Consider the following 19,785-nt stretch of genomic DNA (forward strand, 5'->3'; position numbering starts at 1 on the left):
CTTTATGAAAGATTGAACTTTTGCGGGAACATCTCGATCTGACCGATCGGAGGCTGGTCAAACAGCTGTCGCAGGACGCGCAGCCGGGCATCAACCGCCTCGCAGAGGTCTTGGCGATTTCGGTGCCGACGGTGCGCTCGCGGCTGCGCAATTTGCTCGACCGCAATCTGCTCAAGATCGTCGGCCTGCTGAACCTCACCGAGCGGCCCGAACTGATCTCGGCCATTGTCGGCATCAATGCCCAGGGACGCGGCCGGGCCCGCGAACTGGCGCAGCGGATTTCCGAACTACCCTTCGTCAACTCGGCTTCGGTGGTCACCGGGCGCTTCGACATCATCGTCGACGTGACGGTGGCCGGTGACGTCGCCGATCTCTACCGCGTCACCAGCGAACTAATCCCCGGCGCCGGCGAGCCGGGCGAGGTCGTGCGCAGCGAGACCTTCGTCGTCATGGCGTCTTGCAACAAATGGGTCAGCCTGCCGGAAGGCTGCTGGTCGGACGATCGCAAGGAGCCGGCATGAAGATCGCTGTTCTCGGCGGCCTCGGCCTGCAAGGCCGGGCGGCCATCGCCGACCTCGTCGCCAGTGGCGTGGAGGAGGTGATCTGCGTCGATACCGCGCCGGATGGGGCGGCCCGGCTGGCTGATCTGACTGACCTTTCCCACGTGCGCTTCGTCATGCCCAAGGGCGCGATCGGATCGGCGCTGGCAGATGTGCTGGCTGACGCCGACGCCGTCATCGATTTGCTGCCGCAGCCGCTGATGCGCGAGGCGGTGCAAGCCGCTATCGCAACGCGCACGCCGCTGGTCACCACCAATTACGCCAAGACCATCGCCGACCTGGCGACGGAAGCCGAACGGGCCGGCGTTTCGATCATGACCGAATGCGGGCTCGACCCCGGCATCGACCTAGTGCTCTACGCCCGCGCCGCAAAACAATTCGACACGATCACATCAATCGATTCCTATTGCGGCGGCATTCCCGAGCCAAAGGCGATGGCCAAGCCGCTTTGCTACAAGGTGAGCTGGAACTTCGACATGGTCCTGGTCAGCCAGAACCGCGACAGCGTGATGATCGAGGACGGCAAGCGCGTCGAAGTACCCGCCGCCCGCCAGCATGACAGCCCTTTCATCCACGAGATCGAAGTCGCGGGCCTTGGGCGGCTGGAAGCCTTCCCCAATGGCGATGCGCTGCATTATGTCGAGATGCTTCCCGCGGCCAAAGGGCTGCGCCGCTCCGGCCGCTACACGCTGCGCTGGCCCGGATGGTCGGCCTTCTGGGCGCCGTTGAAGGCGCTTGGTTTTCTCTCCGAGGACAAGGTGCCCGGCACCTCCAGCAGCCCGCGCGAATTCCTCGGCCGGCTGCTCGGCCCACAACTGCAATACGGCCCCGGCGAGAAGGACCTTTGCGTCATGCGCAATGTCTTTTCCGGTCTTGAAGGCGGCCGCGCCAGGACCGTGACATCCGATTTGATCATCGAGCGCGATCTCGCGTCGGGCCTGTTCGGCATGAGCCTCGGCGTCGGCTATCCCGCCAGCATCGTGGCGCAGATGCTGGCGCGGCGCGAGATCAGCACGCCGGGCCTTTTGAACCCGCTGCTCGACGTGCCCGACGAAGCCTTCTTCGACGAACTGGCCAAACGCGGCATCAAGGTTGCCGAGACGGTGGCCTGGGATTGAGGATTTTCGAACGGCCCGCCGGCAATCGGCGCCGCCGCTCAAAAAAAGAGCCCAAGGAAATCCGCGGGCAAAACAACAACCAGGGAGGAATGCCAGAATGAAGATTGCCAGACTTTTCATCGCCGGACTTGCGCTCGCGGGCCTGACCGCCGCCGCCAGCGCCGGAACGCTGGACGAAATCACCAAGCGCGGCGAATTGCGCGTCGCCGTGCAGACCCAAGGACCGCCTTTCTCGCTGGTCGGCGCCAATGGCGAACGCACCGGCAGTTCGGTCGAGCTCGCCGAGCTGATGGCCAAGGAAATGGGTGTGAAGATCACCTTCCTCGACTTCGACTGGGACGGGCTGATCCCGGCCCTCTTGTCCGGCAAGGCCGATCTTCTGGTCGCCGACATGACCCCGACGCTGGCGCGCGGCATGAAGGTCGCCTTCACCACGCCTTACATGTACACGGGCAGCACCGTCTTCACCAAGGCCGACAGCAAGTTCAAGACCACCGGGGACTGCAAGGCCAAGGGCACCAAGATCGCCGTGCTGCTCGGCGCTACTGGCGAGAAAGAAGCCAAGGCCGCCTTCCCCGATGCCGACATCAAGAGCTACAAAGGCGGCGGTCCGCTGCTGCTCGACGCGGTCAACAATGGCCAGGCCGATTGCGGCGTCAACGACGTCTCGGCGGTCAAGGGCCAGTCGACGGCCTATCCGGCCGGCACCTTCACCATCATGCCGGACCTGCTGTCGAAGGAGCCGCTTGCCTTCGCCACCCGCTATGATGAGCCGGACTTGCTTGTCTGGATGAACCTGTTCCTCAACCAGGTCACCATCGACGGCCGCCTGCAGAAGAACCTCGACTACTGGGTCAATTCCGACGCCTGGAAGAAAGACCACTAAGCAACCAGAGATCCGGCGGTTTCGCGCGCGCTCCGGCGGCGCGAGACCGTTCGGAATTCGCTTCGTCCGTCTCGAGGACACGCCCAGCGATGCTCGAAAATTTCAGTTTCCGCACCATCGTCGAATACCTGCCCTTGTTCGCACAGGGCCTGGTCACGACCGTCTGGCTGTCGGCGATCTCCTTTGTCGGCGCGCTCGTCGTCGGCATCGTGCTGTGCGCCATGAATTTGCAGCGCGGCTGGTTGTTTCGCGCGCCGGCCAAGGCCTATATCGACGCCGTGCGCGCCACGCCCTTGCTGGCGCAGCTCTATTTCCTCTATTTCGGCCTGCCCCGGCTCGGCTTCGTGCTGCCCGAGCTCGTCGTCGGCATCCTCGCTTTGTCGCTGAACAGCGGCGCCTATATCGCTGAAATCATTCGCGCCGGCATCCTGTCGATCCCGCGCGGCCAGGTCGAGGCCAGCGTCGCCTCGGGCATGACCTACACGCAGCGCATGCGCCTGGTCGTCCTGCCGCAAGCCTTCAAGGTGACGATCCCGCCGCTGCTCGGCCAGGCGATCGTGCTGGTCAAGGATTCCGCGCTGCTGTCGCTGATCTCGGTCGCCGAGCTGACGCGCGCCGGGCAGTTGCTCGCCTCCGACCGCTTCATGCCGGCGGAAGGCTTTCTCACCATCGCCGCCTTCTACCTGCTGCTCTACTACGGCCTGAAGGCACTGGCCGTTCTCTCCGGCCGCTGGCTCGGCACAGCGGGGGCGCGCGCATGATCTGGCAACAATTCCTCAGCCTCGCCGGCTCCTATCCGCTGGCCCTGCGCGGCCTCGGCATGACCATCGTGCTGTCGCTGATCAGCCTGGCGCTCGGCACGCTGCTCGGCTTCGGTCTCGGCATCTTGCGCACCGGCGGCAACCGGCTGCTCTCGGGCGTCATCGGCGCCTGGGTCGACCTCATCCGCGGCACGCCGTTCCTGGTGCAGATCTTCCTGATCTTCTTCATCCTTCCGGAGTTCGGCATCGAGCTCGACGCCTTCACCGCCGGCATCATCGCGCTGACCAATCTTGCCGCCTGCTTCATTTGCGAGATCGTCGCCGCCGGCATCCGCTCCGTCCCGATCGGCCAGGTCGAGGCAGCCCTTGCATCCGGGCTGTCGCGTTGGCAGCGCATGCACCAGGTGGTGCTGCCGCAGGCGATGCGCATCGTGCTGCCGCCGCTGGTCGGGCAATATGTGCTCTTGATCAAGGACTCTTCCGTCGTCTCGGCCATCGGCCTGACCGACCTCACCCGCGTCGGCTGGCTGGTGGTGCAGCGTGTGCCGAACGGCCTGCTGGTCTTCTTCCTCGTCGGCGTCGGTTATTTCATCGTCTGCTATCCGCTGATCATGCTGGCCCGCCGGCTTGAACGCCGCATGGGCGCGGCGCATGGCGAGGTGCAGTTGTGACATCGAACCCCAAAGGGCCCAACGACTATGACCAAAGCGGCATGACCCAACCAGGCCTGACCAAGACCGGCATGATCGACTTTCGCGGCGTCAACAAATGGTTCGGCGCGCTCAATGTGCTCAGGGATATCACGCTCAGCGTCGAGCCGCGCGAAGTGGTCGTCGTCTGCGGCCCGAGCGGCTCGGGCAAGAGCACGCTGATCCGCTGCATCAACGGCCTGGAGACAATCAAGGACGGCCACCTCATCGTAGACGGCCAGCGTGTCGGCGACCCCGCCACCAACATGACGCAGCTGCGCACCGAGATCGGCTTCGTCTTCCAGTCCTTCAACCTCTACCCGCACAAGACCGCGCTCGAAAACGTCACGCTCGCCCCGATCCACGTCCGCAAGATCCCGCGCGCCGAGGCCGAACAGGCCGGGCGCGTACTGCTGGCCAAGGTCGGCCTCGCCGACAAGGTCAACGCCTATCCGGCACAGCTCTCCGGCGGCCAGCAGCAGCGCGTGGCAATCGCGCGCTGCCTCGGCATGCGGCCCAAGATCATGCTGTTCGACGAACCGACCTCCGCCCTCGACCCCGAAATGATCTCGGAAGTGCTCGACGTCATGGTCGCCGTCGCCGAGGAAGGCATGACCATGATGGTGGTGACGCATGAGATGGGCTTTGCCCGCAAGGTCGCCCAGCGCGTTGTTTTCATGGATGCCGGCGCCATCGTCGAAAGTGGCACGCCCGACGAGTTCTTCTCACACCCCAAAACCGACCGCAGCCGCGCCTTCCTGAGCAAGATTCTCAGGCATTGAGGGCGGCGGCCGTTGGCTCTGCGGTGCAACGGATCTGTAAGCCGTTAGGTCATCGTACCGGGCGACTGCCCTTCCGCTGCGGGCGAAAGGACAGCCGTCCGGGATGGGCGGCTCAGGCCGCCGTCGGGTAATCCGTATAGCCCCTGGCATCACCGCCATAGAACGTCGCCTTGTCGGGGGCGTTCAGTTCTGCATTGCGCTTCAGCCGGCTGACGAGGTCGGGATTGGCGATGAACAGCTTGCCGAACGCGACAAGGTCGGCATAGCCGTCCCCGACGGCCTTTTCGGCCAGTTCCTTGTCGTAGCCATTGTTCACCAGCCAGGCGCCAGTGCCGCCGGCCTTTCGGTAGGTGGCTTTGAGTTCTTCGTAGTCGAACGGAGTCTCGCCCTGGCTGAAGTCGCGCGCGCCGCCGGTGGCCCCTTCCACGATGTGGATATAGGCAAGGCCCCGGCTACCGAGGCCCGCCACCACATGATTGAACAGCGGCTGCGGATCGTTATCCGAAGCGTCGTTGGCGGGCGTCACCGGCGACAGCCTGATCCCGGTCCTGCCGGCGCCGACTGCGCCCGTGACCGCATCGACCACCTCGAACAGGAAGCGCGTCCGGTTCTCGATCGACCCGCCATACGCATCGCCGCGATGGTTGGTGCCCGAACGCAGGAACTGGTCGATGAGATATCCGTTGGCGCCATGGATCTCGACGCCGTCGAAACCCGCCACCTCGATCGCGGCCTTGGCGGCACGGCGGAAATCATCGACGATGCCGGGCAGTTCGGCCGCATCGAGCGCGCGCGGCTCGGAGGTCTCGGCGAACTCGCCGCTGCCATCCGGCTTGACCAGGAAGGTCTTGGAGTTTGCCCGGATCGCCGACGGCGCCACCGGCTTGCCGCCCCCCGGCTGCAATGTGTTGTGCGAGATGCGCCCGACATGCCAGAGCTGCACCGCGATCTTGCCGCCGCCTCGATGGACGGCGTCCGTGACACGCTTCCAGCCGGCCAGCTGATCCGCGCCATAGAGGCCGGGCACGTTGGCGTAGCCCTGGCCCTGATGGCTGATGGCGGTGGCTTCCGTCACGATCAGGCCAGCCGTGGCGCGCTGGCTGTAATAGGTCACCGAAAGGTCGCCGGGCACCGCATTGGGCGAGCGGTTGCGCGTCAGCGGCGCCATGACGATGCGGTTCGCCAGCGTCAGGTCGCCGGCCCGCAAGGGATCAAAGAGGGTAGTCATGAGAAATGCCTTTCATGCATTCAGGGGAGCGGGGGAGGATCGTCAGAGATCGGACAAGGCGGCCTGGAAGGCGGCGATGGTTTCTTCGTTGCGCTTGTAGAACACCCATTGGCCGACACGCCGCGTCGTGACGAGGTCGGCCGATGCCAGCGTCGCCAGATGCGCCGAGACGCTGGACTGCGACAAGCCGCGATGGTCGAACTGGCTGGCACAGACACCCATCTCGAGCGGATGCGCCTGCGCGGCGAAGTGCCGTTCAGGCTCCTTCAGCCACGTCAGGACATCGCGTCGAAACGAATGCGCCAGGGCCTTCAATATGATGTCGCGGTCCATCTTCACCTCGCATCGATCTCAACCGATATATAGATCGGGTAGAGCCGATATGACAGGAAATCCATGCCATTTTCGAAGGCAATCGGAGCAACTTGGTCCCTGGGCGCGGCGCGAAGCCGGAAATAGCGCCAGTGGCGCCAGCCGCCGCGGCGAATGCGCCGCTATCCCGTCAGGTGACGGCCAGCACCTTGCCCGTATCGTGCTGGCGCACGAAGTCCACGCGCTTGCCGTCCCAGTGGTAGGAGTAGTGCCGGCCCTGCACCGGCACCGGGATGACATCGGGCCAGAAGATGCCGATGCATTGCCCGTCCGGCATGCGCACGCTGTTCCAGACAAGCCCGTCGCTGCCCCCTGCCCGCAGCGCCTGCCCCTCCGCCTGCGAGGCGGTGTAATCGTCCGGGTCGAGCACGCCGGGCACGCCGTTGACGTCATCGAGGTCGCGGTCGACGCTGCCGATCAGCACGCGAAAGTCCGCCGTCCAGCCGGGATCCTCATTGGTGGCGCGCATGAAATTCTGGTGGTGGTGGATGGTTTCGGCCAGCGCCACGTCCTCGCTGTCGCCAGCATAATAGAGGCCGTAGCTGCCATCGGAGAAACGGCCGGGCCGCAGCGTCGAACAATGCACGAAGGGCGCCATCACGAAGCTGGCGCCGGGGCCGGAAACCCGCCTTGCCGCCGCGACCTTGCCGAGGTCGCCGATTTCCAGCCGGATCCGCGGGTTGGTCTTCTCCTCGACGGCGGCCAGCGCCTCCCAGTCGCGCGGATCGGCAATGTCCTCGAACAGGTCGATCGGCGGATGGATGGAGCGGATGATGCGAAACGTCTGTGGCCAGTGGACGCGGCGCCGGACCGCAAGCCCACTCACCATGCACCACGCTCCGCATCGAGCCATTCGCGCATGGCGGCAAGGTCGGAGATTTCGCCGCGCAGTATCAGGTCGAGCGCCGACTGGCCGCCGAACGCGGCATTGGGCTTGCGGATCCAGGCATAGCCGCGCGCCGGTTCGGTGAAGAGATAGCGCAGGCCCTTGTGGATGCCCATCAGATGCGCCATGCGGGTGCGCAGGTCACGGTCGATCCGGCCGATGCCGCCTTCCTTCCAGCGTGCCCCAGTCTTCCAACGTGCCCAGGTGCGCGCCGACATGCCGCCGAGGAGGATGCAGGCTTCCAGGTCGGTGAGGTTCCACGCCTTGAACAGGTTGACCGTGGTGCGCGCCAGCGCGCCCGCCTCTTCATCCGAAATGGCTGACCCGACAGTGGCCGGCGTGGTGACGATGGACTGAAGCTGCATGTTGCTCACCTGCTATTGGCAGAGATATAGCATGCATTTGCCAATTGGCAAGGGGAACCAAAATCAGGCTTCTGCAATGGCAGCCTCATCGACGAGCGGACTCCGACTCCGTTAATTCGTGGTTCGAACCGAGGGTCCCCAGCCATATTGCAGTCCACATGCCAATTATGAAGGCTGCAGTTAGCGACGCACGTTTTCAATACTCACTTTAGGCAGTCTGATATAAGTTTGAACAAACGCTTGGGGATGCTGATGGCTGAAATCACGGATCCGTCGACTGAACTCTTCCAGCTTTGCACAATGCTTAAGGGCGTTGACTCAAAAGACGTCACGAGCAGGACTCTTGCCAAAAAATTTGGCGTCGATATCGATAGCGCGGAGTTCTTCTCGACGCTTGCCGCGATCTCTTCAAGAATCCGTCGACTTCGCTCCTTAGTAGCCTCGTTGAGTGATACTCCAGAGCCTTTCCGATCTGCATTTGATAGCGCCTGCGCTCAAGTGGCGTCGTTTCTCTCGTCGACAAGTCTAACCGGACAATGGCGAGGGGTGCGAGATACTGCCTTTAAAGATGTCGCACTTAACACTCTTATGATGGCGGGACATACGGTCAAAAAAGTGGCGCCGCTGAGCGTTCCGTCAGCTTCTGAACGTACCGATCTAATTAAGAAACTTGATGACGCAATAGAGGCAATTAAAGATGGAAACGACGTTTTCGCAACGCTGCTCGTCAATTCTTTTTTGACCCTTCGTGTAATCATCGAAAGGCTCGATTTTTACGGGGTCGATGGTCTAATTGACCACCTACTCAATACACATGCGATCCTTCGAAGCGCAGAAGCCTCGCAAAGTGATAGTCAGAAGAAACGAGGGTTTGCCAAAGCATGGAATGTATTGGCAACCATATACTTGCTGCTGACGGTCCAAGACGCGGGTATAACGGCAATTGAGAACAACTACGCACGTTTTCAAGTCGCGTTACATTATTTTTCCAAGGAAGCTCCCGAGCCCAATATCAAGCTGCTCACTGGACCGGCAAAGGACTCCGAGCCTGCGACGACGACGCAAGACGGCGTCGCCCTTAGACCGCAAGAGCCCGAAGTGACAACGGATGGGAAAGTAGCCAACGATCAAGGCTTCGCTGAATAACAACAAGAAGGGCTGGTCATGGGCTCCAGGTGGCAAGGGCGCACCCGGGTGCGTCCCTGTAGATTACCCAGTGGGGTCGGCACCGGCCATCGCCCCAAAACCGCACCCCGCTTACTCCGCCGCCTCATATCCGGCGATGCCCTTGATCTCGAGGAAATCCTCAAGCCCGTATTCGGCGTATTCGCGGCCGTTGCCCGACTGCTTGTAGCCGCCGAAGGGCAGTCCGGCGTCCCAGACCGGGTAGTTGATGTAGACGTTGCCCGAGCGCATGCGGGCGGCCACGTCGCGGGCCTTCTGGATGTCCTTGGCCTGGATGTAGGAGGCGAGGCCGTAGACGGTGTCGTTGGCCTGCTCGACGGCCTGTTCGACAGTGTCGTAGGGCAGGATCGCCAGCACCGGCCCGAAGATTTCCTCGCGCGCGATGCGCATGTCGTGAGTGACGTCGGCGAACACCGTCGGCCTGACATAGTAGCCGCGGTTGAGCTCGGCCGGGCGGCCGGGGCCGCCCGCGACCAGCGTCGCACCCTCGTCGATGCCGGCCTGGATCAGATCCTGGATCTTGTCGAACTGGACCTGGCTGACGACGGGGCCAAGCTTGGTGTTGGCGCCGTCGGCCGGGCCGACCACGAACTTTTCCGCCGCCGCCTTGGCATAGCCGGCGGCCTCGTCATGGCGCTCGCGCGGCACGAACATGCGGGTGGGCGCATTGCAGGACTGGCCGCTATTGCCGAAGCAGCCGGCGACACCCTTGGTGACGGCGGTGGCGAGGTCGACATCCGGGAACAGGATGTTGGCCGACTTGCCGCCCAGTTCCTGGTGCACGCGCTTGACCGTGTCGGCGGCGGCCTTGGCCACCAATATGCCGGCACGGGTCGAGCCGGTGAACGACATCATGTCGACGTCGGGGTGGCTGGAGAGCGCCTGGCCGACGCCGGGGCCGTCGCCATTGACGAGGTTGAACACGCCCTTCGGCACGCCGGCCTCGTCGATGATCTCGGCGAAGATGATGGCGTCGAGCGGAGCGATTTCCGACGGCTTCAGCACCATGGTGCAGCCGGCGGCAAGTGCCGGGCCGACCTTGCAGGTGATCTGGTTCAGCGGCCAGTTCCACGGCGTGATCAGGCCGACGACGCCGATCGGTTCCTTGACGATCAGCGAGGAACCCTTGACGTGACGAAACTGGAACGCCTTCAGCGTCTCCGCCATCTTCTGCAGATGCGCCAGCCCGACGCCAACCTGGCTGTCGAGCGCCATCTGGCGCGGCGCGCCCATCTCGCGCGACACGGCGAGCGCCAGGTCCCTGGAGCGCTTCTTGTAGACCTCGATGACGCGGTTCAGGATATCGAGGCGCTCCTCCACCGAGGTGAAGCCGAATGTGTTGAAGGCGCGCCTGGCGGCGGCCACCGCCTTGTCGACATCGGCCTTCGAGCCGAGCGAGATCTGCGCGAAAACATCCTCGTTGGACGGATCGATGACGTCGAGTGTATTCGGGACGACAGGATCGACCCACGCGCCGTCGATATAGAACTGCAGATTGTGGGACATTGTTTTCTCCTTGGGGTGCCGCGGGGCCGCTACGACCGTGATATCCGGCTAGAAATAACGATGCGCAAACGAGGCTGTCAAACGCAACCCCCGAAATGGTTGAGCCAGCGCGCCAGTGATTGAGCCAGAAGCGTTAGGCCGGCGAAGCCAGCCGTTTCCGATGGCGCAGGGCGAATTACAGCAGCGTGTGTCCTGCCTCGACCAGACGCTGTCGCGCCGCATCCCGATCCGTTGCCTTCACCAGCAGGTGATCGCCGTCGAAGGTGGACACCAGGAAGATACCCAGCCCGTTCTCCGACAGCGGCTGGATGACCGACAGCACGATGCCGGTTTCGTCGAAAGCAAAAGGCCCCTGCAATTTGAAGGCGACCCAGTCGCCATCGTGCTTGACCGTGCCTGGAACGCGGTCCTGCAGGCACGTGATCGAAAGCTCGTCGTCTGTCCTGGTGATGCTGACGAAGCCCGGCCCGTCCGCCCAGCCGGGAATGCTGTCGCCCGCCCCGAGCCGCGAAATCGCGTACGAGCCTGGAAGTTGCCTCAATTTGACCCTGGCCGCCATCGTCGTATCCATGCCTCCGATTGTCCGCTACCGCGTCAATCTCTTGCTCATATAGACCGTCATGCCGCCCATGAACGGCTCCTCCCGGTCGATCGTATAGCCATGCCTTTTGTACAACAGCACATTGGCCTCGAAGCCGCCATTGGTCAGCAGGCGCAACTCGGATCGGCCTGATTCGAGCGCCTTGCGCTCGGCCCGCTCGAGCAGCAGCCGCCCGATCCCCCTGCCCTGCGCCTGTGGCGCGACGCAGACATTCTCGATCCACAAATGGTCGTCGGCCAGCAGGGTCTCGACCATGCCGACAATGCGGCCGTCGGCGACGGCGAGCTCGAACGGATGCTCAACAACGGCCTTCTCATAGTCGGCGCGCATCGGCAGCGGCTCGCGACCGATCACCGGCACCCATTTGGCATAGGCTGCGCGCACAATATCCCTGATCGCGGAGGCGTCAGCGGTTTCGGCCGGCCGAAACCGGATGGAAGAATTTGTCATCACAATGCTCCAGACATGGAAAACCCCGCCGGCGATGTCGCGGGCGGGGCTGGAAACGAGCGAACCGGATTTATCCTGCCGGCCTTTGTCGTCGCGCAATCAGCTTGCCGCTCCGCACTGTACGGGAACGGCGTCGCGTGCTGTTTGTGGGCGCGGGGACGAACATGCAGACAAGCTGGAACAAGCGGCGTGGCGCGTCAAGGCTTCGGGATTAGCCCAGACTGTCGAACTTGGTAATCCTGCGCCGTCGGCCCGAACGGGATGTCGTTGATGTTGACCGCATCGGGCGGGCTCATGGCGAACACGATCGTCCTGGCGGAGGAGTCCGCCGGAATGGCCACCCGGTCGTAGACCGCGCGCTCCCACCGAGGCGGGCGAGCGCCTGGTGCGCTCCGTCGGGCCAAGGCTCGAGGAGATCGAGGCCGGGCTCACCGCCCTCAGCGCCTTGCGTGAAAAGCCCGCCGGCACCATCCCCATCACCGCCGGCGAGCACGCCGCCGAGGCGGTGCTGTGGCCGGCAATCGCGCGGCTCATGCCGGACTATCCCGACATCGGGGTCGAGATCATCGTTGACTACGGCCTGACCGACATCGTCTACTACCCCAGCCGTCGCCAGGCGACGCCGGCCTTCTCGCTGCCGGTCGATGCGCTGCTGTATCGGGGGTAGCCGTCTGGACTGTGCCCGCAGTCGTTCTATCTTCCCGCCGGAACGCTATCTGGCGAAACCCCGGAGCCGTCGCCGTGACAGAAACCGACATCTATCGTGGCTATATCGACTGCCTCAACAATCAGGATTGGGCGCGGCTGCATCGCTTCATCCATGACGAGGTGCATTACAACAGCGAGCGCGTCGGCCTATCGGGTTACCGTGCCATGCTGGAGCGGGATTTCCGGGAAATTCCTGATCTCTATTTCGATGTCCAGCTGCTGATTGCCCAACCACCCTTCATAGCCAGCCGCCTGCAGTTCAACTGCACGCCGAAAGGAACCTTCTTCGGCCTGCCCATCAACGGCCGCAAGGTCTCGTTCAGCGAGAACGTCTTCTATGAATTTCTGAACGATCGGATCAGGAATGTCTGGTCGGTGATCGACAAGGCGGCCATCGAAGCGCAGCTTTGATCAGGCCAGCTCCCTTCTCCCTGTTCGACGGGACAAGGTGCCTGCAGGCGGATCAGGGCAGCGCCAACGCTGGTCACCGTTTCACAATCGTTCGTAAAAATCGATCATTTTGACCATAACAATTCGTTGGAAAGATCGTTTGAGGAATGGCATTCCTCCGGCATACCCGCCTGGAGCATTGCATTGTCTTCCGCCACCCACGTTGCGAACGATATTCCGAAAAGCGCGATTTCCGTCGATCTGGCCGCAGGACGCATGCGGCTCGCTTCGGTGTGGAATGGTGTCATTCCCGGCATCGTGCTGGTGGCAATGATAACGGCCGTGGCCTTCTCGGCCCACAACGTCTCCGGCTTTGCCCTGTTCAGCCCGATGATCCTGGCCGTCGTTGCCGGCGTGGTCTATTCCAACGTGCTCGGTACGCCGGCGCACGCCAAGCCTGGCATCGCCTTCTCGCAAAAGCGCCTGCTGCGCTTTGCCATCGTGCTTCTGGGCTTCCAGCTGACGCTCGGGCAGGTCGTCTCCATCGGCGCCGGCGGCGTCGGCATCGTGGCGGCGACGCTTGGCGCCACCTTCGTCTTCACCATCACGCTCGGCCGGCTGATCGGCGTCGACCGCAAGCTTGCGCAGTTGATTGCCGCCGGCACTTCGATCTGCGGCGCCTCCGCAATCGTCGCCACCAACATCGTCACCGATGCCCGCGACGAGGACGTCACCTACGCCGTCGCCTCGATCACGCTGTTCGGCACCGTCGCTATGCTCGGCTTCCCGTTGCTCGCCCCGGCGCTCGGCCTCGACCAGCACGCTTTCGGCCTCTGGGCCGGCGCTTCCATCCATGAGGTGGCGCAGGTCATCGGCGCCGGCTTCCAGAACGGCACCCAGGCCGGCGAGATCGCCACAGTGGCCAAGCTGACGCGCGTTGCCATGTTGGCGCCGATGGTCATCGCACTCGGCCTGATGGCACGGCGCAAGACGAACGGCGACCAGTCTGCCGCCCGCCCGCCCATGCCGTGGTTCGTCGCCGCCTTCGTTGCCGTCGTGGCGTTGAACAGCCTGGTCACCGTGCCAGCCGAAGTAAGGTCGGCCCTGGCGCTCGCCACGACCGTCATGCTGACCATGGGGCTCGCCGCCATGGGGCTGCAGGCCGACATCTCGCAACTGCGCTCGCGTGGCCTGCGCCCGCTGGCGCTCGCCTTCTCGGCGTTCCTGTTCATCGGCTGCTTCAGCCTGATGCTGGTCAAGTTCGCCTAGCCCGACAAGCCTCCCGTGAGGATCCGGGTGCCGGCGGCCGCAGGAACCTCGGCTGGGTTGCCTGCCCACGTCTCATCCCATTGCCCGACACGCTCTTTCCTTGCGCCAGCACAAGGACAGACCAAACACCTCTGCTACGCTTGACGGATGGGACAAGCACGAAGGAGACGCCCATGCGGATCGATCCGAACATGTCCATGGACGACGTCATGCGACGATGGCCAGCAACCATCGCCGTGCTGATCGGGAACGGGATGCACTGCGTGGGCTGCCATATCGCCCCCTTCCATTCGATTGCCGAGGCCTGCCGGGATCATCGAATTGACGAGGCCGATTTCCTGAAAGGCCTTGAACGCGCCGTCGCCTGCGGGCCGGTCAGCCGTCCCGATGCTCCGCCAGCATCACCAGGCGATGCGCATCGGTGATGGTGACACGCTGACGGCCGCTGACGATAATTCCGCGTTCCTCCCACCCGCTCAGCAGCCGGCTCACCGTATGCAAGGTCGTCCCCGTCATCTCGGCGATGTCCTGGCGAGAGATCGGGAAGTCGATCTCGATGCCGGCATCGGTCTTGCGCCCCGTCTGCTTCACCAGCCGCAGCAGTGCACTGGCAACGCGTTGCTCGACCTGCTCGGTGGCCAGTTCCATGACGCGTGCCTGCGTGTCCTGCAGCCTCGCTCCGACCGTCTTGAATGTTCCCGCGGCAAGAACGGGAAACCGGGATGACAGGTCCGGCCACACGGCATTCGGCCAGACCAGAACCACGCAGTCGACCGCGGCGATCGCGGTTGCCGGATAGGTCAGCCGGCCGAGTGCGGCGGCAACGCCGAATATCTCGCCCTCACTGATGTAGCGGGCGATCATCTGGCGCCCGTCGGGCGTGGTCCGCACGACGCGAATATGTCCCGCCAATAGCACGTAGAACGAGCGCGCCTCGGCCTCCTGCTCGAAAATCGCTGTTTCCTTGGCAAAGCGCACGGAGCGGGCATCCCTCAGAATGCTGTCCAGCTCCGCGGGCCCCAGGCCCTCGAACAGCGAAAGCCTCGCGATGATCGACCGGTCAAGCTGCAACCCCAAACCCTCGCTGCCAGATGACGCCGATGGCCAGTCTATATTTCGTGCACCAGTTTGCGCCAGCGCAAATCGCCTGTCCGTGCGGTCGGCTAGAAGGCTGTAACGGTTTGAGCCGTGATGCACCCAAGAAAGGACTTACGCATGAAATTTCACCTGATCGCCGCGGCCGCCGCCCTGCTCGCCCTCGCCGGCGTCGCAAACGCCGAGGAGCACGTCGTCCAGTTGCTGACCAAGGGGGACAAGGGATCCATGGTCTTCCAGCCTGATTTCATCAAGGCGGCTCCCGGTGACACGATCAAGTTCGTGCCGGGCGACAAGACCCACAATGTCGAAACCATCAAGGGAATGGCTCCCGACGGCGCCCAGGAAATCAAAGGCAAGATGGGTGAAACGATCACTGTCACGATGACGCAGGAAGGCGTCTACGGCGTCAAGTGCAGCCCGCATTACGGGATGGGCATGGTGGCGCTGATCGTGGTCGGCAAGCCCGTGAACCTCGACGCGGCGCAGGCCGTCAAGCAGGTCGGCAAGGCCAAGACCGTGTTCCCCACGCTGTTTGCCCAAGTGGCGAAGGCGAACTGATCGCGGGTGACTGCCGCGCGGACAGGCAGGTCCGTCCGCGCTCGACACCGGAACTGCAAGGTCTTGTGGGAGTGGCGGCGGCTTCGGCACCGTCACTCGCACCGCGTTTTGGGCCCGGTGCCCGGCGGGGATCTCCATCCACCCGGAGTTGCCGGTCTCCCGAACAGGCGCGTTGCCCACCAGAAGAACCTGATCAACGCAAACTAAATTCAAGTTTGCGCCAGCGCAAAGAAGTCCTGGTGGAAAGGCTTATTCTCCAGGCATCGAACGGTTCAAAAAAAGGAGCGGGAAATGCTTACGAGACGCGAAGCACTGTTAGGGTCTGTTCTTGCGGCTGCGGCCGTCGCGACGGTCGGCTCGATACCGGCCATGGCCGGCGCCAAGGAAGTCGCCGGCTTGCCCCGGGAGAAGGTGACATTGGTCGCGCCGCCTTTCGTCCATGCCCACGACCAGGTGGCCAAGAGCGGTCCCAAGGTCGTCGAATTCACGATGACCATCGAAGAGAAGCCGATGGTGATCGACGCCGACGGCACCCAGCTCAACGCCATGACCTACAATGGTTCGATTCCGGGGCCCCTGATGGTCGTGCATGAGGGTGACTATGTCGAGCTCACGCTGATCAACCCCGACACCAACACGCTTGCACACAACATCGACTTCCATGCCGCCACCGGCGGGCTTGGCGGCGGCGCGCTGACCTTGGTCAATCCCGGCGAGCAGACCACGCTGCGCTTCAAGGCGACGCGCTCAGGAACGTTCGTCTACCACTGCGCGCCCGGCGGTCCGATGATCCCCTGGCATGTCGTCTCGGGCATGAACGGAGCGATCATGATCCTGCCGCGAGACGGGCTCAAGGACGACAAGGGCAAGCCGGTCCGCTATGACCATATCTATTATATCGGCGAAAGCGACTTCTACATTCCCTGCGACGAGCAGGGTAAATTCAAGAAGTATGACTCGGCCGGCGACAATTACGACGACACGGTGAAGGTCATGCGTGGCTTGATCCCAACCCACGTCGTGTTCAACGGCAAGGCGGGGTCGCTGACCGGTGAAAACGCCATGAAGGCCAAGGTCGGCGAGACTGTCCTGATCGTCCATTCGCAGGCCAATCGCGACACCCGTCCGCATCTGATCGGTGGGCATGGCGACCATGTGTGGGAACAGGGAAAGTTCGCGAACCCGCCGGCAAGGGACCTCGAAACCTGGTTCATTCGCGGCGGATCGGCCGGTGCTGCCCTTTACACATTCCTGCAGCCGGGCGTCTACGCCTACGTCAACCACAATCTGATCGAGGCGGTTGAACTCGGCGCGACAGCGCATTTCACGGTCGACGGGAGTTGGGACGACGACCTGATGATGCAGGTCGAAGCGCCAAGGGCGATTGCGTCCTGATTGCCGTCTCGGATCCTGAGGTTAGACGCGGCCTTGCGCCATTGCTGCAGGGCCGCGAACGCGGGGAAACTGCCATGCCCTTCAACCCCATCCTGGCTTTCGGAGGTCTGGCCTGCGCGCTTTTCACGCTGGGCGCGGCAGGCGCCGTCGGCTGGGCCCCGCTGCCGGACCAGGAGCTCCTGGCACGCTCCGAACTCGTCACCCTCGCGCCCGGATCCTTCGCCCATCCGCTGCCCGGCGAATTCCTCAGGCGGAACCACCCCATCAGTGCTCCCGTGGTCCGCGCAATGGTGGCAGCGCCCATCGAGATCATGAAATACCAGGTAAGCGCTTCGGACTACCGGCGCTGCGTCATGGCCGGCGCCTGCAAGCCGGCCGATGGCAACGGCAGCGGCAATGTTCCGGTCACCGGCGTGAGCCATATCGACGCCGAGGCCTATGCCGGCTGGCTCTCGGCCGAGACCGGATCGGCATGGCGCCTGCCGACGGACGTGGAATGGGCCTATGCGGCGGGCGAACGCTTTCGCGGTGACATCGAGGGTGGCGAGGCCGACCCCGACAACCCGGCGCAGCGCTGGCTCGTCCAATATCGCACCGAGGCTGCCCTTGGGCGGCAACCGGACCCGCAGCCGAGGATCAGGGGCGGATTTGGACCCAATTCCAAGGGGGTGGCCGACATTGCCGGCAATGTCTGGGAGTGGACCTCGACCTGTTACGTCCATGTGACGGAAGCCGCCGCCGGCGCCGGCATCGCGAGTTCGATCGACAATTGCGGCGTCCATGTCGTTGAAGGTTTCCATCGCACCTATATGTCGAACTTCATCAGGGACGGGAAAAGCGGCGGTTGCGCCGTCGGCACACCGCCCGACAATCTGGGATTCCGTCTCGTGCGCGACCGGCTCAACCTCGTGCAAGCCGCCATCCGGTGGCTGCGCCTTTCCTGATCCAGACAACAACAGGGCTTCTGCAATGACACTGAAATCGTCGCTGGCCGATCATGCGCGTCCGGCCCCGGAGAAGCCGTTGCATCATAAGGGCGTCGATCGGGCCGCGATCGGCCGGCTCGTTCGCGAATTCTATGCCCGACTGCGCAAAAACGAGCGTCTCGGACCGATTTTCGCGCGCGAGATCCCCGGCGACTGGGAACCGCATCTCGAGAAGATGACCGACTTCTGGTGCTCCGTCATCCTCAAGACGGGCGACTATCACGGCCGCCCGGTGCCGGCGCACCTGAAGCTCGGGGACGTGACGGAGGCCGATTTCGACATCTGGCTGGCGATGTTCAGCCAGACGGCGGCCGAACTGTTTGGCCCGGAAATCGCCGCGGTGTTCGTCGACCGGGCCGAACGGATCGCGACGAGCCTGAAGCTGGCGATGTTCTTCCGCCTGGGCGATCGTGCCTAGATAGCCTGTCTGGAACAGACGGGCGCTTAGTTGTCGAACGAACTCGCGGCCGCATAGATCGCCGCGAGCGTTTCGATGCCGGCCTGGTCGGCCTCGTCGAAGCGGCCGGGCAGCGGGCTGTCGAGATCGAGCACGCCGAAGACCCCCTCGTCGTCCTCGAGAAGCACCACGAGTTCCGATCGCGAATCGGCATCGCAGGCGATATGGCCGGGGAAATCATGCACGTCCCTGATCAGCATCGAGGTGCCGAGCTGGACCGCCGTACCGCACACACCCTTGCCGACGGCGATGCGCACACAGGCCGGCTTGCCCTGGAAGGGTCCCACCACCAGCTCTTCGTCCGAGGCCAGGAAATAGAAGCCGGCCCAGTTGAGGTCCGGCACCATCTGGAAGATCAGCGCCGCGGTGTTGGCGGCATTGGCGATCGAGTCGCTCTCGCCGTCGAGCAGCGCTTTCAACTGAGCGGCGAGGTCGCGATAGAAGGCGGTCTTGTGCGAGGTGTCGATGGCCTTGGCGGCGAACATGGCTTGTCTCCGAACTGAGAAGCGCGGTTCCGTTTCCGCAAGCTCTCTGCACCAAACGACCACCCGACCATACTAGCTTGAATTCCAGTCGCCGCGAAAGGCGCAAGAAGATGCCCTGTCCGACACAGGGCAGCACGGCATCGAACAGTGCTGCCCTGATCAAGACGGCAAGTCCATCAGCCGGCGGGTTTGTAGGCGCCGGCAGCCTTCTTGGCGGCCGCGAGCACCAACGTCATGTCGAGTTCTTCCAGGAGAACCATCTCGGTCAGCGAGCCGCTCGCTCGCACCGCAAGGGACATGCCAATCCCCGCTGACTGGTCCGGCACCTCGCCACTGACAACGACGTCATAGATTCCGCGCGTGAACATCACGCTGCTCATCTTGCCGCCAACGCTTTCAAAAAGCGCCTTGACCGCAGCCTGCCTGTCCGAGCCTTGCATCAATCCTTTGGCGGCATGAGGCGCATAGTTTGCCAAGATAGTGACTTTCATGGGTATCTCCTCCAAATGTCATTGTCTCGTGCTGCTCCACAATTCGAGCGGCGCGGAGTGATTTATTTTTCGGAACAATTGCAGGCGCCCTGGGACGCGTTGGCGGCCAAGGGCGCGCTGCCGGACAAATATGCGCTTAGGCTAATATAATGACAATAGCGGACACGCCGATACTGCCGACAGGAAAGTGTCTGGCTGGGCCACGCTCGGCCAACGGCATCGGGCTGGCGCCGCTGACCCGCGATGTGATTGTGACGATGAGGTTGAACGGCCAGTAGCGGCGAGGCGCCCACCTTACGTCGGACGCTTCGGCTCGCCCTTCTGTGGCGCGGCCGTATCGGAATCGGGTTTCTTGTGCTTGTCAGCGGCAACCCTGCGGATGCGGTCGAAGCGGCTTTCCTCGGTGGTTTGGGTCGTGACGACCGTCTGTGGCTTCTGCGCGAACACGATCATGAATCGATTTCCTGGGCGAGAGGCCTGCGCGCCGGGAGAAAATCCCCCAGCGGCAAGTTCCGGCTCCTGGAGCCGGCGCGGACGCAGGTCAGGCCGAGTCGAAAAC

At 63.4% G+C, this 19,785-nt stretch carries 25 protein-coding genes and 1 pseudogene; 15 read left to right on the plus strand and 11 right to left on the minus strand.

Annotation, left to right across the window (positions count from 1 at the left end):
• Nucleotides 1-20 precede the first annotated feature (20 nt).
• The 6 genes from C1D09_RS08710 to C1D09_RS08735 all read left to right on the plus strand — a co-directional run bounded on the left by C1D09_RS08710 (nt 21) and on the right by C1D09_RS08735 (nt 4,796).
• Nucleotides 21-521, plus strand: a complete 501-nt coding sequence (locus tag C1D09_RS08710) for an Lrp/AsnC family transcriptional regulator (protein ID WP_143973891.1) — start codon at nt 21-23, stop codon at nt 519-521.
• A complete protein-coding gene (locus C1D09_RS08715; protein ID WP_143973892.1) occupies nt 518-1,678 on the plus strand; it encodes a saccharopine dehydrogenase family protein in 1,161 nt (386 codons plus the stop codon). The genes C1D09_RS08710 and C1D09_RS08715 overlap by 4 nt, the downstream gene beginning before the upstream one ends.
• 97 nt (nt 1,679-1,775) lie before the next feature.
• Nucleotides 1,776-2,564, plus strand: a complete 789-nt coding sequence (locus C1D09_RS08720; protein WP_143973893.1) for an ABC transporter substrate-binding protein — start codon at nt 1,776-1,778, stop codon at nt 2,562-2,564.
• An 89-nt stretch (nt 2,565-2,653) separates the two neighbouring features.
• Nucleotides 2,654-3,325, plus strand: coding sequence for an amino acid ABC transporter permease (locus tag C1D09_RS08725; protein WP_143973894.1), 672 nt, complete (start codon nt 2,654-2,656; stop codon nt 3,323-3,325).
• Nucleotides 3,322-3,996, plus strand: coding sequence for an amino acid ABC transporter permease (locus tag C1D09_RS08730; RefSeq protein WP_143973895.1), 675 nt, complete (start codon nt 3,322-3,324; stop codon nt 3,994-3,996). The genes C1D09_RS08725 and C1D09_RS08730 overlap by 4 nt, the downstream gene beginning before the upstream one ends.
• A gap of 41 nt (nt 3,997-4,037) precedes the next feature.
• On the plus strand, nt 4,038-4,796 hold the full coding sequence (locus C1D09_RS08735; protein ID WP_143973896.1) for an amino acid ABC transporter ATP-binding protein: 759 nt from the start codon (nt 4,038-4,040) through the stop codon (nt 4,794-4,796).
• Between the two features lie 112 nt (nt 4,797-4,908).
• Here C1D09_RS08735 and C1D09_RS08740 read toward each other — a convergent pair whose 3' ends face one another.
• The 4 genes from C1D09_RS08740 to C1D09_RS08755 all read right to left on the minus strand — a co-directional run bounded on the left by C1D09_RS08740 (nt 4,909) and on the right by C1D09_RS08755 (nt 7,647).
• Complete coding sequence (locus tag C1D09_RS08740) at nt 4,909-6,024, minus strand: alkene reductase (RefSeq protein ID WP_143973897.1); 1,116 nt, start codon at nt 6,022-6,024, stop codon at nt 4,909-4,911.
• A gap of 42 nt (nt 6,025-6,066) precedes the next feature.
• Complete coding sequence (locus C1D09_RS08745; protein ID WP_167514533.1) at nt 6,067-6,357, minus strand: ArsR/SmtB family transcription factor; 291 nt, start codon at nt 6,355-6,357, stop codon at nt 6,067-6,069.
• Between the two features lie 169 nt (nt 6,358-6,526).
• The gene (locus tag C1D09_RS08750) at nt 6,527-7,225 is read right to left on the minus strand and encodes an RES family NAD+ phosphorylase (RefSeq protein ID WP_143973899.1); all 699 of its coding nucleotides are present in this window, start codon (nt 7,223-7,225) and stop codon (nt 6,527-6,529) included.
• Nucleotides 7,219-7,647: an MbcA/ParS/Xre antitoxin family protein gene (locus C1D09_RS08755; RefSeq protein WP_143973900.1), complete on the minus strand. Its 429-nt coding sequence runs from the start codon at nt 7,645-7,647 to the stop codon at nt 7,219-7,221. Before C1D09_RS08755 ends, C1D09_RS08750 begins: the two co-directional genes overlap by 7 nt.
• A 252-nt stretch (nt 7,648-7,899) precedes the next feature.
• Between C1D09_RS08755 and C1D09_RS08760 the strand changes: the two genes are divergently transcribed.
• The gene (locus C1D09_RS08760; RefSeq protein WP_143973901.1) at nt 7,900-8,793 is read left to right on the plus strand and encodes a hypothetical protein; all 894 of its coding nucleotides are present in this window, start codon (nt 7,900-7,902) and stop codon (nt 8,791-8,793) included.
• Nucleotides 8,794-8,904: 111 nt separating this feature from the next.
• Here C1D09_RS08760 and C1D09_RS08765 read toward each other — a convergent pair whose 3' ends face one another.
• From C1D09_RS08765 to C1D09_RS08775, 3 genes are all read right to left on the minus strand, one after another.
• On the minus strand, nt 8,905-10,338 hold the full coding sequence (locus tag C1D09_RS08765; RefSeq protein ID WP_143973902.1) for an aldehyde dehydrogenase family protein: 1,434 nt from the start codon (nt 10,336-10,338) through the stop codon (nt 8,905-8,907).
• A gap of 175 nt (nt 10,339-10,513) precedes the next feature.
• The gene (locus tag C1D09_RS08770; RefSeq protein ID WP_143973903.1) at nt 10,514-10,897 is read right to left on the minus strand and encodes an ACT domain-containing protein; all 384 of its coding nucleotides are present in this window, start codon (nt 10,895-10,897) and stop codon (nt 10,514-10,516) included.
• A gap of 27 nt (nt 10,898-10,924) precedes the next feature.
• Nucleotides 10,925-11,392, minus strand: a complete 468-nt coding sequence (locus C1D09_RS08775; RefSeq protein ID WP_143973912.1) for a GNAT family N-acetyltransferase — start codon at nt 11,390-11,392, stop codon at nt 10,925-10,927.
• A 346-nt stretch (nt 11,393-11,738) separates the two neighbouring features.
• Between C1D09_RS08775 and C1D09_RS08785 the strand changes: the two are divergent.
• The 4 genes and pseudogenes from C1D09_RS08785 to C1D09_RS08800 form a co-directional block, all read left to right on the plus strand.
• Nucleotides 11,739-11,984 (plus strand): annotated as a pseudogene (locus C1D09_RS08785) (LysR family transcriptional regulator); the annotation flags it as partial.
• 146 nt (nt 11,985-12,130) lie between these two features.
• The gene (locus tag C1D09_RS08790; RefSeq protein WP_167514534.1) at nt 12,131-12,508 is read left to right on the plus strand and encodes an ester cyclase; all 378 of its coding nucleotides are present in this window, start codon (nt 12,131-12,133) and stop codon (nt 12,506-12,508) included.
• Nucleotides 12,509-12,691: 183 nt separating this feature from the next.
• Nucleotides 12,692-13,756 (plus strand): YeiH family protein, encoded by a 1,065-nt coding sequence (locus C1D09_RS08795; protein ID WP_143973914.1) that lies wholly within the window; start codon nt 12,692-12,694, stop codon nt 13,754-13,756.
• Nucleotides 13,757-13,929: 173 nt separating this feature from the next.
• Nucleotides 13,930-14,181 carry a DUF1858 domain-containing protein gene (locus C1D09_RS08800; protein WP_143973905.1) on the plus strand — a complete coding sequence of 84 codons (252 nt, stop codon included), beginning with the start codon at nt 13,930-13,932 and terminating at the stop codon, nt 14,179-14,181.
• Here C1D09_RS08800 and C1D09_RS08805 read toward each other — a convergent pair.
• Nucleotides 14,132-14,827, minus strand: coding sequence for a Crp/Fnr family transcriptional regulator (locus C1D09_RS08805; protein WP_143973906.1), 696 nt, complete (start codon nt 14,825-14,827; stop codon nt 14,132-14,134). The genes C1D09_RS08800 and C1D09_RS08805 overlap by 50 nt on opposite strands.
• A gap of 144 nt (nt 14,828-14,971) precedes the next feature.
• On the opposite strand from C1D09_RS08805, the gene C1D09_RS08810 reads away from it, so the two are divergent.
• The 4 genes from C1D09_RS08810 (at nt 14,972) to C1D09_RS08825 (ending at nt 18,211) form a co-directional block, all read left to right on the plus strand.
• Entirely contained in the window at nt 14,972-15,412 is a 441-nt protein-coding gene (locus tag C1D09_RS08810) for a pseudoazurin (RefSeq protein WP_143973907.1), read from the plus strand.
• A 291-nt stretch (nt 15,413-15,703) separates the two neighbouring features.
• Nucleotides 15,704-16,807 (plus strand): copper-containing nitrite reductase, encoded by a 1,104-nt coding sequence (nirK, locus tag C1D09_RS08815; RefSeq protein ID WP_143973908.1) that lies wholly within the window; start codon nt 15,704-15,706, stop codon nt 16,805-16,807.
• Between the two features lie 74 nt (nt 16,808-16,881).
• Complete coding sequence (locus tag C1D09_RS08820) at nt 16,882-17,751, plus strand: SUMF1/EgtB/PvdO family nonheme iron enzyme (RefSeq protein WP_143973909.1); 870 nt, start codon at nt 16,882-16,884, stop codon at nt 17,749-17,751.
• A 25-nt stretch (nt 17,752-17,776) separates the two neighbouring features.
• A complete protein-coding gene (locus C1D09_RS08825; RefSeq protein ID WP_143973910.1) occupies nt 17,777-18,211 on the plus strand; it encodes a group III truncated hemoglobin in 435 nt (144 codons plus the stop codon).
• 26 nt (nt 18,212-18,237) lie between these two features.
• On the opposite strand, the gene C1D09_RS08830 is transcribed toward C1D09_RS08825, so the two are convergent.
• The 3 genes from C1D09_RS08830 to C1D09_RS33065 form a co-directional block, all read right to left on the minus strand.
• The gene (locus C1D09_RS08830; RefSeq protein WP_143973911.1) at nt 18,238-18,735 is read right to left on the minus strand and encodes a GAF domain-containing protein; all 498 of its coding nucleotides are present in this window, start codon (nt 18,733-18,735) and stop codon (nt 18,238-18,240) included.
• A 176-nt stretch (nt 18,736-18,911) separates the two neighbouring features.
• The gene (locus C1D09_RS08835) at nt 18,912-19,211 is read right to left on the minus strand and encodes a GYD domain-containing protein (protein WP_246135684.1); all 300 of its coding nucleotides are present in this window, start codon (nt 19,209-19,211) and stop codon (nt 18,912-18,914) included.
• 309 nt (nt 19,212-19,520) lie between these two features.
• Complete coding sequence (locus tag C1D09_RS33065) at nt 19,521-19,679, minus strand: hypothetical protein (RefSeq protein WP_167514535.1); 159 nt, start codon at nt 19,677-19,679, stop codon at nt 19,521-19,523.
• Nucleotides 19,680-19,785: the final 106 nt, after the last annotated feature.

This window comes from Mesorhizobium intechi (assembly GCF_002879535.1).
GTDB lineage: Bacteria > Pseudomonadota > Alphaproteobacteria > Rhizobiales > Rhizobiaceae > Mesorhizobium > Mesorhizobium intechi.

Coding starts and splice junctions, on each gene's coding strand:
- C1D09_RS08715 (WP_143973892.1), top strand. CDS start 518: ATGAAGATCGCTGTTCTCGGCGGCCTCGGCCTGCAAGGCCGGGCGGCC.
- C1D09_RS08720 (WP_143973893.1), top strand. CDS start 1,776: ATGAAGATTGCCAGACTTTTCATCGCCGGACTTGCGCTCGCGGGCCTG.
- C1D09_RS08725 (WP_143973894.1), top strand. CDS start 2,654: ATGCTCGAAAATTTCAGTTTCCGCACCATCGTCGAATACCTGCCCTTG.
- C1D09_RS08730 (WP_143973895.1), top strand. CDS start 3,322: ATGATCTGGCAACAATTCCTCAGCCTCGCCGGCTCCTATCCGCTGGCC.
- C1D09_RS08735 (WP_143973896.1), top strand. CDS start 4,038: ATGACCCAACCAGGCCTGACCAAGACCGGCATGATCGACTTTCGCGGC.
- C1D09_RS08740 (WP_143973897.1), bottom strand. CDS start 6,024: ATGACTACCCTCTTTGATCCCTTGCGGGCCGGCGACCTGACGCTGGCG.
- C1D09_RS08745 (WP_167514533.1), bottom strand. CDS start 6,357: ATGGACCGCGACATCATATTGAAGGCCCTGGCGCATTCGTTTCGACGC.
- C1D09_RS08750 (WP_143973899.1), bottom strand. CDS start 7,225: ATGGTGAGTGGGCTTGCGGTCCGGCGCCGCGTCCACTGGCCACAGACG.
- C1D09_RS08755 (WP_143973900.1), bottom strand. CDS start 7,647: ATGCAGCTTCAGTCCATCGTCACCACGCCGGCCACTGTCGGGTCAGCC.
- C1D09_RS08760 (WP_143973901.1), top strand. CDS start 7,900: ATGGCTGAAATCACGGATCCGTCGACTGAACTCTTCCAGCTTTGCACA.
- C1D09_RS08765 (WP_143973902.1), bottom strand. CDS start 10,338: ATGTCCCACAATCTGCAGTTCTATATCGACGGCGCGTGGGTCGATCCT.
- C1D09_RS08770 (WP_143973903.1), bottom strand. CDS start 10,897: ATGGCGGCCAGGGTCAAATTGAGGCAACTTCCAGGCTCGTACGCGATT.
- C1D09_RS08800 (WP_143973905.1), top strand. CDS start 13,930: ATGCGGATCGATCCGAACATGTCCATGGACGACGTCATGCGACGATGG.
- C1D09_RS08810 (WP_143973907.1), top strand. CDS start 14,972: ATGAAATTTCACCTGATCGCCGCGGCCGCCGCCCTGCTCGCCCTCGCC.
- nirK (WP_143973908.1), top strand. CDS start 15,704: ATGCTTACGAGACGCGAAGCACTGTTAGGGTCTGTTCTTGCGGCTGCG.
- C1D09_RS08820 (WP_143973909.1), top strand. CDS start 16,882: ATGCCCTTCAACCCCATCCTGGCTTTCGGAGGTCTGGCCTGCGCGCTT.
- C1D09_RS08825 (WP_143973910.1), top strand. CDS start 17,777: ATGACACTGAAATCGTCGCTGGCCGATCATGCGCGTCCGGCCCCGGAG.
- C1D09_RS08830 (WP_143973911.1), bottom strand. CDS start 18,735: ATGTTCGCCGCCAAGGCCATCGACACCTCGCACAAGACCGCCTTCTAT.
- C1D09_RS33065 (WP_167514535.1), bottom strand. CDS start 19,679: ATGATCGTGTTCGCGCAGAAGCCACAGACGGTCGTCACGACCCAAACC.